Below are 12,307 nucleotides of genomic sequence, written 5' to 3'. Positions count from 1 at the left end.
GCCGCCATGTCCGCATGCTGCGTCGACTCGCCCTCGTCGTCGGTCAGCAGCGCCGCCATGTCCGCATGCTGCGTCGACTCCCCCTCGTCGTCGGAGAGGGGGCGGGTGCTCCTCGCCAGTCCGGACGTCGCGCGTCCCGGGCCCGAGGTGCGCGCCAGGTAGGTCAGGGCGCCGATGGTGAGGGCGGCGACGCCGGCGCGCAGCGTGGGCTCGCGGTCGGGGGCGAAGTGGGGGGAGTGGGAGCCGGGCACCGAGGCGAGCTTGTCGAAGGGGGTGTCGCCGGGGGCGGCGGCCCACACCTCGTGCGGGGTGGACCCGAGGAGCCACATGACGTAGGGCACCGGGGCGTCGTCGCCGGGCAGCCCGAACGCGCCGAAGTCCTCGCCGACGGTGAAGGGCTCGGGCAGCTCGATCACGTAGGGGTCGCCGAAGTAGGCCCGGTGGGCGGCGGCCAGTGCACGGGTCTGCTGGGAGTCGTTGCGGGTCAGCCCGGCCCGGCGCACCACGGTGATCTCGGGGTCGCGGGGGGCCGCCGAGGCCGCGGCCTCGGCCCGGACCACGCGCTCGATGGCGGCGTGCAGCCGCTCGGTCACCTGCTCGCTGAGGCAGCGCGTGTTGATCTCCAGGTAGGCCTCCTCCGGCACGAGGTCGGCCTTGGTCCCGGCACGCAGCACGCCGACGTTGAGCACCGCCATCTCGCTGGGGCTGACCTCGCGCGCCACGGTGGTCTGCAACCGGGTGACGATGGAGGCGGCGATGACCACCGGGTCGACGCCGGTCTGCGGCTGGAACCCGCCGTGGCCGGTGCTGCCGAAGATGCGCACCCGCACGGTGCTGGAGATGCCCAGGATGATTCCGGCGCGGTGCGCGATCATGCCCGCGGGCTGCGGGCCGACCCGCTGGGCCAGGGCGATGTCGGGGCGGCCGAACCGCTCGTAGAGCCCGTCGTCGAGCATGGCCCGGGCCCCGTCGAGGGTCTCCTGGGCGGGCTGGGCGACCACCATGAGGGTGCCGCTCCAGTGCTCCCGGGAGCTGGCCAGCAGATCGGCGGCGCCGAGCAGACAGGCGGTGTGCGCGTCGTGGCCGCTGGCGTGCATGACCGGCACGTCCTGGCCGTCGTCCGTGACGCCGCGCGCCGCGCTGGCGTAGGGCAGGCCGGTCCGCTCCTCCAGGGGCAGGGCGTCCATGTCGCAGCGGAGCAGCACGGTGGGCCCCTCCCCGTTGCGGAGGACGCCGACCACGCCGGTGCCGCCCACCCCCGTGGTGACCTCGTAGCCCGCGCGGGACAGCCATTCGGCCACGGCCCGGGAGGTGCGCTTCTCCTGGTGCGACAGCTCGGGATTACGGTGCAGGTCGACGTAGAACCCCTCGACGAGAGGGAAGATCTCGTCGACGAGTCGCATGACCTCGCTGCCGTGTTCTGCGACACGTCGTGGATCGACCGCCTGCGGCACTGCTGCCACCGCCTTCGTGACTTCGGTTCGATGGTACGGACCGTGCTCGGGTCCCGCCGAAACCCACGCGACCCGCAACGATTGTCGCGACACGCGGCGGGAATCTCAACACGCGGTCCGCCGCCCGCGGCCGCCCCGACCCCCGTCACCAGGGCGGAAACTGCTGGTGCACCGGCAATTCCGGAGTCGGCCCACCGGCCCGTCTCCTGTTTTCCTATGATTTCTCACCGTAGTCCTCGTACTCTTCTGGCAGACGTTCCCCGCACCGCGGGCTGCGGCGCTCTCTCCCGCAGTCCCCGCCTCCGGTGCCCTGCCTCCCGCACGCTGTTTTCGGAGCACTCTTGACCTCGGTGACCAGCCGCCGGCAGGCCGCAACGTCCGCATCGGCCTCCCGGCACCGCGACTCCCGTCTGGACAACGCGAAGTTCCTGCTCATCGTCTTGGTGGTGATCGGCCACGCGATCGAGCCGATCCGGGGGACCCTCGTGGCCGACGCGGTCTACATGTGGATCTACTCGTTCCACATGCCCGCGTTCATCGTCATCAGCGGCTACCTGTCGAAGTCGTTCGACGCCTCGCCGCGGCGCGTGGAGAAGCTGGTCCTCGGCGTGGCAGTCCCCTACCTGGTCTTCTGGGGACTGCACGTGGTGCTGGCCCTCCTGCTGCACCGCCAGGTCCCCGACAGTCCGCTGGAGCCCGCCTGGACCCTGTGGTTCCTGGTGGCGCTGTTCGTCTGGCGGCTGAGCGTCCCGGTGTGGCAGCGGCTGCGCTGGCCGCTCGCCACGGCGGTGGGCGTCTCGCTGGCCGCCGCGTTCGTGGAGCTGGAGAACGTGCTCGGCCTGGGGCGGCTGCTGAGCCTGCTGCCGTTCTTCGTGCTGGGCCTGCTGATGCGCCCCGAGCACCTCGACCTGCTGCACCGCCGGTGGGTGCGCGTCCTGGCGGTGCTGACGGTCGCGGCCTCCGCGGTCGTCGCCGTGCCCGCGGCGCGGTACCTGGAGTTCGAGTGGTTCTTCTGGCGTTCCAGCCTGGTCGACCGCGACATCGACCCGTTGGGGGTCGGGCTGCTGCTCCGGCTCGGCTGCATGCTCGCGGCCCTGGCGCTGACCGCGGCCCTGCTGGCGCTGGCGCCCCGGCGCACCACGGTCTTCACCGGGCTGGGCGCCTACACGCTCTACGTCTACCTCGGGCACTCGCCGGTCCTGCGCATCGCCGAGCACTTCGGCTGGTACGAACTGGCCGACGGGGCCGTCGGGGTGGGGGTCAACGCCGTGCTGGGGGTGGCGCTGGCCCTCCTGCTGTGCCTGCCGTGGGTGCGGACGGCGCTGCGCCCGCTGGTCGAACCGGACGCCTCCTGGGTGCTGCGGCGGGACCGCCTCGCGGCGCGGCGCGCCGACGCGGAGCGGTCCCGCTCCTGACGTCCCGGTGCCGCCGACTCCCCGGCGGGGAGCGGCGGCACGGTGTCACCCGGTGGCGGTCAGCCGGCGCTTCTCCGCCTCGAAGCTGCGGGTGTCCAGCCACAGCTTGACCACGAGAACCGCCTCGAAGAGCAGCAGCGCGGCGCTGGCGAAGACCGCCACCGGCACGATGAGGCTGGGCCAGGGCGTGAACAGCGAGACGACCGCGGTGAGCGGCGCCACCACGCACACGAACATCTCGAACTCGATCCCGCTGAACAGGTGCGGGCGGACCCGGTGGCGCAGCAGCGCCTCCCCCACCCGCTGGTAGGCGCGGAACTGGGTGAACCGGCTCGGCACCGTGGGGACGGGGGTCGGCGGCTCGGTCTCCGCCCGGGGCGCCCCGTTGTTCTCCTCGGTCTCGGTGCTCTCCGCGTCCTCCACCAGCGATTCGCTTTGCAGGCCCGCGATCGCCTCGGCCAACTGGCGCCGCATGGCACGCCGGGTCTTGGCCACCTGCGGGCCGTTGAGGTAGCGCAGCAGGTCGAAGAAGGTGAGCATCGGCGTCATCAGCAGGTAGACGAGTTCGCCGGTGTGGACCCACTGACCCAGGAGCAGGGCCATCATGCAGACGAAGAAGCGGATGCGGTCGAAGACGAAGTCGACCCAGGCGCCGAACACCGAGCCGGTGCCCTTGAGCCGGGCGATCTTGCCGTCCATGCAGTCGAGGACGAAGCTGAGGTGGAACAGCAGCGCCCCGGCCACCAGCCACGGCCAGCTCCCCTGGGTGAAGCAGAGCGCCGAGGCCAGCCCCAGCACCCCCGCGCCGAAGGTGAGCTGGTTGGGGGTGATCGAGGTGTGGTTGGCGGTCCACACGACCAGTCGTCCGGCGAGCGGGTCGACCAGAAACACCGTCCACCAGGCGTCGCGTTTCTTGTAGGTGCGTTCCTGGACCTCGGCGAGTGTGAAGGCGCTCATCGCTGGTACTGCTCCTGTGCGGGGTCGGTCCTCTCGCTGCCGACGGTGCCGCGACCGCGGGACGGGCGTGGTGCCGAGAGGAGATGGTGGACGGGAGATCCGTGGCCGCGGCCGGGTGACAGCCGAAGACCATAATCGGAGAGTGAGAGGCGCGGCGTGGGACCGGGTCGCGTCTTCCGCCGAATACCGGCCGACATCGAAATCGAGGTGGACGTGCGCTTTCTGAACGACCAGGTGCCCACCCACGACCTGACCTACGGCGACGTCTTCATGGTTCCCCAGCGTTCCTCTGTGGGTTCCCGGATGAACGTCGACCTGACAACCGATGATGGTACAGGTACAACCATTCCCATCGTAGTAGCGAACATGACGGCGGTCGCGGGCCGCCGGATGGCCGAGACCGTGGCGCGGCGCGGGGGCCTGGTCGTCCTGCCCCAGGACATCCCCACCGACGTGGTGGCGGACGTGGTCCGGTGGGTCAAGGAGCGCGACCTGGTCCACGACACGCCGATCACCCTCGGCCCCACCGAGACGGTCGGCCACGCCCTGAACCTGCTGCCCAAGCGGGCGCACAACGCCGTCATCGTCGTCGACGAGGAGCGCCGCCCGATCGGGGTGGTCACCGAGGCCGACTGCGCCGGGGTGGACCGCTTCACCCAGTTGCGCGAGGTCATGTCGACCGAGCTGCTCACCCTCGCGGCGGGCACCGATCCCCGGGAGGCGTTCACCACCCTGCACGACTTCCGGCACCGCCTGGCGCCCGTGGTGGACGGCGACGGGGCGCTGGTGGGGGTGCTGACCCGCACCGGGGCGCTGCGCGCCACCCTCTACCGGCCCGCGGTGGACGCCTCGGGACGGCTGCGGGTGGCCGCCGCCGTCGGCATCAACGGCGACGTCGCGGCCCGCGCGGCGCGGCTGCTGGAGGCGGGGGTGGACACCCTGGTGGTCGACACCGCCCACGGCCACCAGGAGAAGATGCTCGACGTGCTGCGCCAGGTGCGCGCCCTGGACCCGGGGGTGCCGGTCGTGGCGGGCAACGTCGTCACCGCCGAGGGGGTGCGCGACCTGGTCGAGGCGGGCGCCGACATCGTCAAGGTGGGGGTGGGGCCGGGCGCCATGTGCACCACCCGCATGATGACGGGCGTGGGCCGCCCCCAGTTCTCCGCGGTGCTGGAGTGCGCCGCCGCGGCCCGCGCACTCGGCAGGTCGGTCTGGGCCGACGGCGGGATCCGGCATCCGCGCGACGTGGCGCTGGCGCTGGCCGCGGGGGCGAGCAACGTGATGATCGGCTCCTGGTTCGCCGGGACCTACGAGTCCCCCGGGGACGTGCAGCGCGACGCCGAGGGGCGGCTCTACAAGGAGAGCTTCGGCATGGCCTCGGCCCGGGCCGTGCGGCTGCGCACCGCCGACGACTCGCCGTTCGAGCGCGCCCGCAAGGCCCTGTTCGAGGAGGGCATCTCCTCGGGGCGGATGTACCTGGACCCGGAGCGCCCCGGGGTGGAGGACCTGATCGACATGATCGTCGCGGGGGTGCGCAGCGCCATGACCTACGCCGGCGCCGCCACCCTGGAGGAGTTCCACGAGCGCGCGGTCGTCGGCGTGCAGAGCGTCGCCGGGTTCAACGAGGGCAAGCCGGTCCCGGGCGGCTGGTGACCGGCGTGCGGTGCGCTCCGCCGGGGAGCGCACCGCGCCGCCACGGCCGCTCCCGCCAAGCTGCTCTTTCGTCACGATTGCCGGAGTTTCCCCCACGGCGCAACCGGTTCTGCCTACCCTCCCTCTAAAGGAGGGACTCAGGTACGCAGCGCGACCTTCAAGGGACGGATCTCATTGGTCTACCAGGCACCCCCGGCGCCTCCGAAGCCTCGGCGCCGTCTTCTCCCCTTTCTCATCGTCGCGGTCGTCGCGGTCCTCGTCATCGCCCTGGTCCGCTGGGTGGCCACCGGCGCCAACCTGCCCTCACTGGCCCTGTTCGGCTGTTCGGACGACGCCGTCACCCTGACGGTGGCCTCCTCCCCCGAGAAGGCCGGAGTGATGCGACAGCTCGCCGAGGACTACAGCGGCACCCGGATCGACGAGGGCTGCGTGGAGGTCTCGGTCGTCGAGCAGTCCTCGGGCGCGACCCTGGAGGCGTTGCAGTCCGGCGAGTGGGACGAGGAGCAGTACGGTCCGCGGCCCGACGTGTGGTCGCCCGCCAGCTCCGGGTGGGTGCAGATCGCCCGGCAGCGCACGGCCGAGCAGGACCGCGCGTCGCTGATCCCGGACCAGACCCCCTCGATCGCCAACTCCCCGCTGGTCATCGCCATGCCGCGGCCGATGGCCGAGGCCCTGGGCTGGCCCGACGAGAAGCTGGGCTGGCAGGACCTGCACGCCCTGGCCGACGCCCCGGAGGGCTGGGGATCGGTGGGCCACCCCGAGTGGGGCGACTTCCGCATGGGCAAGACCAACCCCAACTACTCGACCTCCGGCCTCAACGCCACCATCGGCACCTACTTCGCGGGCACCGGGCTGGCCTCCGACCTGACCGTCGAGGACATCGACTCCAGCAAGACCCGCGCGTTCGTCAGCGCGGTGGAGCGCTCCATCGTGCACTACGGCGACATCACCATGACCTTCCTGTCCAACCTGCGGCGCGCCGACGCCGAGGGGCAGGGGCTCACCTACATCTCCGCCGTGGCGGTGGAGGAGATGTCGGTGGTGCACTACAACCAGGGCAACCCCACCGGCGACCCGGCGTCCGCCGAGAGCGCCGAGCCGCCGAACGTGCCGCTCGTCGCGGTCTACCCCGAGGAGGGGACCCTCATGTCGGACCACCCCTACGTGGTCCTGGACTGGACCGACGAGCCCCGGCGCGCCGCCGCCGCGGGCTTCCTGGACTACCTGCGCGGCGACGCAGCCCAGCAGCGGTTCCTGGACAACGCGTTCCGCGGCCACGACGGGGCCGTCGGGGAGCTGCTGAACGAGGGCAACGGGGTGCTGCCCGACGCTCCCCCGGAACTCCCGCTGCCGTCGGCGCCCGTGCTCGACGCGATGCTCGCCAACTGGGCGGAGCTGCGCAAGCCCGCCAACGTGCTGCTGGTCATCGACACCTCCGGGTCGATGGAGGAGCCCGTCGCGGGGACCGGGGCCACCCGGCTGGAGCTGGCCAAGGAGGCCGCCTCCGCCTCGATCGACGAGTTCTCCGACAGCGACCGCGTGGGCCTGTGGATGTTCAGCACCGACCTGGAGGACGACGGGCAGGACTGGCGGGAGCTGGTCCCCATCGGCCCGCTGGGCGAGCCGGTCGACGGCAGGCCCCGGCGCGAGGAGCTCGCCGAGCGGATCGCGAACCTGCCGCCGGGCGGGGGCACCGGGCTGCACGACACCGTGCTGGCCGCGCACTCCCTGGTGGCGGAGAACAGCCGCCCCGACGCCATCAACGCGGTGGTGTTCCTCACCGACGGCCGCAACGAGGACCTCAACGGCATCGGCCTGGAGGAACTGCTCGACCGGATCACCCCCGAGCCCGGACAGCAGGGGGTGCGGGTCTTCACCATCAGCTACGGCGAGGACGCCGACCTGGAGACGATGACGAAGATCGCCGAGGCCACCGACGCCGCGGCCTACGACTCCTCCGACCCGGAGAGCATCGGCGAGGTGTTCGAGGCGGTCATCTCCAACTTCTGACACCGGTACACGGACGAAGGGCGGTGCCGATGCACCTGCGGAAGTTCGCCAACCCGTGGTGGCTGCTGTGCGGCGCGGTCGCCGGCGGGCTGGCCTGGGCGGTGACCCTGCCCATCTGGGCGGCTGCGGTGATCGGCGTGATCATCTGGCTGACCGCGGTCCTGGTGTTCGGCTTCCTGTTCCCCTCCTCGGCGCCGACCGCTCCGGGGCCGCCGACGGCGGCCCCGGAGCCCGTCGCCGACCCGGACGCCGAGTGCGCCCGGCGCGCCCGGGCCGCCGCGGCCTCCTTCGCGGAGGCGGCCGCCCCGCTGGCCCACGGCCCGTTGGGCGAGCGCGTGTCGCGGATGCTGTGGCGGGTCGAGGAGATCGCCGCGTCCATCGCCCACCTGGCCGGCCGTACCCACGAGCTGGCCGCGCTGGCGGGGGCCCTGGCCCAGGACCCCTACCAGCGGGAGCGGGCGCACCGCGTCGCGGCGCGCCTCGCCGAGGTGCGCCACCGCATGCACGCGGCCACCGGCGACCTGGCGGCCGCGGTCCGGCGGCTGCGGGAGGCCGTGCCGTCGCCGCAGGCCGTGCCGGACACGGCGGCCCTGGACCGGCTCGCCGCGGAGCTGGAGGACGTCGGCTACGGCGTGGACATCGGCGAGAACATGGTGGCCGAGTTCCTGGGCCCCGAGCCTCCCCCCGTTCCGGGGGCGTCCGCGCGCTGACCGAAACCGGGATAACGGACCCCTCCCAGAGACGGATCCATGGAGCTCTACTATCCCCTGCTGCCGATCGGGATCGGCCTGCTGTCCCTGGCGTGGCTGGTGCGCGACATCGTCGCCGCGTGGCTGCTGGGGCGCCGGGGCGACCGGGCCGAGGGCGAGATCGTCGGGTACGCGGAGACCATGCGCACCTCCCGGGTGATCGTGCGGTTCCGGACCGAGGACGGAGAGGAGGTGCTCACCACGAACGAGAATTCCTCCTGGTCAGCCGCCCGGTACGGCGACCCGGTCACCGTCTCCTACGATCCGGACGACCCGCGGCGCGCCCGCATCGTCGCCGCGCCGTGGCCGAGTCTGTGGCCGCGCACGCTGTTCGTGTCGCTGGCATCGGGCATTCTGCTCATCGGATGCCTGCTGGGCGTCCTCACCTGGTGGTGAAGGGTCCGCGGCCGGAGGTCCCCACCTGCGCCGGGGCCGCAGGCCCTGTCCCTACGGCACTTTCGACCACCCTTCCTTTTCGCCCGAAATAATCCACATGAGGTTGGACGCGGTACGATCCTTGCTGGTTTCCTTACCTTTGACCGCTCACGTGCTTCAGCACACTCCGCCGCCCCCGCCTCGCACAGGGGACGGCTCCCGGTCCGACCACCCACTCCGCGGTGCCCGTCGGCCGTCCCCACGTGTGCTCGGCGATCCCCCGGTCCGCTAGGAGAGCAGTGCAGGCAGCCAAGAAGAAGCGGGACCCCCTCATCCGGACCCGCCTCCGCAGAATCGTCCTCACCCCGACGGCGGCGCTGATCGTCCTGTGGTTGATCGTCACCGCGTACCTGGGCTACGACGCGGCGTTGCAGTACTCCTACGCCCAGGCCAGCAACCGCCTGGTGCTGCCCTCCGCCATGGCGCTGAACGCGGTCATGGACGAGCGTTCGGCCACCGTCGCCTACCTGGACCGCCCCGAGGAGAACAAGGAAGCGCTGGCCGACGTCCGCGAGGAGGTCGACCAGCACATGACCCTCATCCTCGACGAGTTCCAGGAGCTGCTGCCGCTCGCCCCCGAGCCCGCCCAGAAGGGCATCACCCGGCTGAGCAAGCAGTTCGCCGCCATCACCGACCTGCGCGCCCGGGTGGACGTCGGGCAGGCGCTCCACGAGGAGGTCGAGGAGTACTACAACCGACTGCTGGCGAACGCCACCGACCTGTTCGACGTGCAGGCCCGCGCCATGCCCGACGCGGAGACCGTCGGCCCGCTCTCCAGCGGCACCCAGATCATCCGCGCCGTGGACATGCTCGCCCAGGCCGACGCGGAGCTGTCCCACGGCTTCGCCACCGGCGAGCTGTCCATGGAGGACCAGCACGACTTCATCGAGCGGATCGGCGCCTACCGGGGCCTCCTGGGCGCCGCCGACGACCTCCTCGCCTCCGAGACGCAGTCCATGCTCAGCTCGCTCCAGGGCAGCGAGGAGTACATCCGGATGGAGCGGCTCATCCACGAGCTCTCCAACCGGCAGATCACCACCGAGTTCGACCCGTACACCGGCCAGGAGGTCGAGGACCTGAGCGTTCCGGTGGACGAGGAGGAGTGGCGGTCGGTGTACCTGCCGGTCAAGGACTCCCTCACCGAGATCGGCATCGTCCAGACGAACCTGGGCCTGAAGGGACTGACGGACAGCGCCAACCAGTCCGTCCTGACCGCGGCCCTGGGCTCGCTCGGCGTCGCCGTGATGACCGCGGTGGTCCTGCTCGTGGCGACCCGCTCGTCCCAGCGCCTGGTCAACCGGCTGATCCGGCTGCGCGACCAGACCCAGGAGCTGGCCGACCGGCGCCTGCCCGACCTGGTGGAGCGGCTCAAGGACAACGAGCCGGTCGACATCGCGGCGGAGATCCTCCCCCTGAGCGACTCCGACGACGAGATCGGCCAGGTGGCCCGCTCCTTCAACGCCGCCCAGCGCACCGCGGTGGAGGCCGTGGTCCAGCAGGCGCAGTTGCGCCAGGGCGTCAACCGGGTGTTCCTCAACATCGCACACCGCAGCCAGACGCTGGTCCACCGCCAGCTTCGGCTGCTGGACAAGCTGGAGCGCGAGCAGGAGGACCCCGACCAGCTCACCGACCTGTTCAAGCTGGACCACCTCGCCACCCGCGCCCGGCGCAACGCCGAGAACCTGCTCATCCTCGGCGGTCAGAGCCCCGGACGCACCTGGCACCAGCCGATGCCGCTGATCGACGTGCTGCGCGGCGCCATCTCCGAGTCCGGCGACTACTCGCGGGTCAAGCGGCAGCGCATCGCCCCCGTCTCGGTGCAGGGCGGCGCGGTCGCCGACGTCATCCACCTCATCGCCGAGCTGGTCGACAACGCGACCACGTTCTCGCCCCCGCACACCAAGGTCCACCTGCGCGGCGACCGGGTGCCCAACGGGGTGACGGTCGAGATCGAGGACCGCGGCCTGGGCATGAAGGAGGACGAGCTCGAAGCGGCCAACGAGCTGCTGGCCAACCCGCCCGAGTTCGACATCATGCGGCTGAACGAGAAGACCCGGCTCGGCCTGTTCGTGGTGTCGCACCTGGCGCACCGGCACAACATCCGGGTGCAGTTGCGTCCCTCCCCCTACGGGGGCGTGCTGGCCATCGTGCTGCTGCCCCTGTCCCTGATCGCCGACCCGCAGAGCGGCCCGGTCCCGCTCGGCACGGTCGACTCCGCGGCCGAGGCGGACGGCGGTGCGCTCCCCCCGTCCCCGTCGGAGGAGTCCGGACCGGCCAGCGGCCCCCAGCCGGTGCTCTCCCGGCCCACCGGCGACATGCTCGCCGGGCCGCCCGCCCCGGCCGAGTCGGCGGTCCCGCCTCCCCCCTCGGCGGCCCCCCTGCCGCGGCGTGTGCCCGGGGTGAGCACGTTCCCCTCGGTCAACGGCGCGGCTGACAACGCCGTCCGTCCCTCCACCAGGCCCGCCCCCGCCGCGGAGCAGCGGCCCGAGGTCACACCCACCGACGGCCGTCCCCCGCTGCCCCGCCGCATTCCCCAGGTGAACCTGGCCCCCCAGTTGTTCGAGGACCCCTCCACGGGGACCGGCCCCTCCCCGAAGGCAGGATCTCCCATCGACGACCCGGAGCGTCCGGCGCGCCTCCGGGAAACCCTGAACGCATTCCAGCAGGGCACCCGCAGGGGCCGCGAGGACGGTAGGAAGCGGCTGAACGAGACCGAGAAGGATTCATAGTGACCGACAACACACCCCGCGATCTGGACTGGTTGCTCGACGAACTGGTCGAACGTGCGGTCGGCGCCCGGTACGCGATCGTGCTGTCCGCCGACGGCCTGCCCATCGGCAGGTCACAGGAGATCAGCGAGGAGGACGCCGAGCACCTGTCCGCGATCGCCTCGGCCTTCCAGAGTCTCGCCCAGGGCACCGGGCGCCAGTTCAAGGGCGGCCGGGTCTTGCAGACCGTGGTGGAGATGGAGCACGCCTACCTCTTCGTCACCGGCGCCGGCCACGGCGCCTGCCTGGCGGTCATCGCCGGCGAGGAGTCCGACGTGGGCCTCATCGCCTACGAGATGAACGTCCTGGTGGAACAGGTCGGACGCTTCCTGGAGTCCTCTCCCCGCAACAGCTCCCTGTCGAAGACCGACTCTCAGGCGACCACGACCCCGACGCGATAGCGGAGAGCAGCCATGTCCGATCGGCACACGCCGGACCAGGCCTCCAGCGATGCCGGCTCCCCGGTCAGGCCCTATGTGATGACCGAGGGCCGTGAGGCAGCCGAAACGGTCCAACTGGACATGATCAGCGTGGTCATCGCGGTCCGCAGCGAGGTGGACGACCTGTCCCTGGAACCCGAACAGCTCGCCATCCTCGACCTCTGCCGCCGTCCGCTGTCGGTGGCAGAGGTGGCGGCCCGCCTCGACATCCCGGTGGCCGTGGTCAAGGTGCTGATGGGAGACCTCATCGCGCGCGGCCACATGCTCGCCCGTGCCCCGTACACAGTCCAGCACCCGGTAGTCGGCCGGGACGTCCTTCAGGCGGTACTCGATGGCATCCAACGACTCTGACAGTGGCCCGGCATCCCTGCCGTCTGCGCTCAAGATCCTCATCGCGGGCGGTTTCGGGGCGGGGGAGAGCAGACC

Annotated in this window: 10 protein-coding genes; 8 read left to right on the top strand and 2 right to left on the bottom strand. The window is 71.7% G+C overall.

The genetic code is table 11. From position 1 onward, the window contains the following. A partial coding sequence (locus tag AC529_RS17145; RefSeq protein ID WP_232306800.1) for an amidohydrolase occupies positions 1–1,403 on the bottom strand: 1,403 nt, incomplete at its 3' end. 401 nt (positions 1,404–1,804) lie between these two features. Here AC529_RS17145 and AC529_RS17140 point away from each other — a divergent pair. Beyond that, positions 1,805–2,869, top strand: coding sequence for an acyltransferase family protein (locus tag AC529_RS17140; RefSeq protein ID WP_232306799.1), 1,065 nt, complete (start codon positions 1,805–1,807; stop codon positions 2,867–2,869). Positions 2,870–2,914: 45 nt separating this feature from the next. Here AC529_RS17140 and AC529_RS17135 read toward each other — a convergent pair whose 3' ends face one another. Beyond that, on the bottom strand, positions 2,915–3,826 hold the full coding sequence (locus AC529_RS17135; protein WP_068758386.1) for a CDP-alcohol phosphatidyltransferase family protein: 912 nt from the start codon (positions 3,824–3,826) through the stop codon (positions 2,915–2,917). 213 nt (positions 3,827–4,039) lie between these two features. On the opposite strand from AC529_RS17135, the gene AC529_RS17130 reads away from it, so the two are divergent. From AC529_RS17130 to AC529_RS17100, 7 genes are all read left to right on the top strand, one after another. Next, positions 4,040–5,479, top strand: a complete 1,440-nt coding sequence (locus AC529_RS17130; RefSeq protein WP_068758458.1) for a GuaB1 family IMP dehydrogenase-related protein — start codon at positions 4,040–4,042, stop codon at positions 5,477–5,479. Positions 5,480–5,653: 174 nt separating this feature from the next. Continuing rightward, the gene (locus tag AC529_RS17125; RefSeq protein WP_068758385.1) at positions 5,654–7,489 is read left to right on the top strand and encodes a substrate-binding and VWA domain-containing protein; all 1,836 of its coding nucleotides are present in this window, start codon (positions 5,654–5,656) and stop codon (positions 7,487–7,489) included. Positions 7,490–7,518: 29 nt separating this feature from the next. Then, positions 7,519–8,199: a hypothetical protein gene (locus AC529_RS17120; protein WP_068758384.1), complete on the top strand. Its 681-nt coding sequence runs from the start codon at positions 7,519–7,521 to the stop codon at positions 8,197–8,199. Positions 8,200–8,238: 39 nt separating this feature from the next. Next, positions 8,239–8,634: a DUF3592 domain-containing protein gene (locus tag AC529_RS17115; RefSeq protein WP_068758383.1), complete on the top strand. Its 396-nt coding sequence runs from the start codon at positions 8,239–8,241 to the stop codon at positions 8,632–8,634. Between the two features lie 278 nt (positions 8,635–8,912). Beyond that, on the top strand, positions 8,913–11,402 hold the full coding sequence (locus AC529_RS17110) for a sensor histidine kinase (RefSeq protein WP_068758382.1): 2,490 nt from the start codon (positions 8,913–8,915) through the stop codon (positions 11,400–11,402). After that, positions 11,402–11,842, top strand: a complete 441-nt coding sequence (locus AC529_RS17105; RefSeq protein ID WP_068758381.1) for a roadblock/LC7 domain-containing protein — start codon at positions 11,402–11,404, stop codon at positions 11,840–11,842. Before AC529_RS17110 ends, AC529_RS17105 begins: the two co-directional genes overlap by 1 nt. 12 nt (positions 11,843–11,854) lie before the next feature. Beyond that, positions 11,855–12,232, top strand: a complete 378-nt coding sequence (locus tag AC529_RS17100) for a DUF742 domain-containing protein (protein WP_068758380.1) — start codon at positions 11,855–11,857, stop codon at positions 12,230–12,232. Positions 12,233–12,307 lie beyond the last annotated feature (75 nt).

The sequence above is a fragment of the Thermobifida cellulosilytica TB100 genome (assembly GCF_001517975.1).
GTDB lineage: Bacteria > Actinomycetota > Actinomycetes > Streptosporangiales > Streptosporangiaceae > Thermobifida > Thermobifida cellulosilytica.
Note: the sequence above shows the minus strand (reverse complement) of the source record. Positions and strands in the feature narration are given on the sequence as shown.

Coding starts and splice junctions, on each gene's coding strand:
- AC529_RS17135 (WP_068758386.1), bottom strand. CDS start 3,826: ATGAGCGCCTTCACACTCGCCGAGGTCCAGGAACGCACCTACAAGAAA.
- AC529_RS17120 (WP_068758384.1), top strand. CDS start 7,519: ATGCACCTGCGGAAGTTCGCCAACCCGTGGTGGCTGCTGTGCGGCGCG.
- AC529_RS17115 (WP_068758383.1), top strand. CDS start 8,239: ATGGAGCTCTACTATCCCCTGCTGCCGATCGGGATCGGCCTGCTGTCC.
- AC529_RS17100 (WP_068758380.1), top strand. CDS start 11,855: ATGTCCGATCGGCACACGCCGGACCAGGCCTCCAGCGATGCCGGCTCC.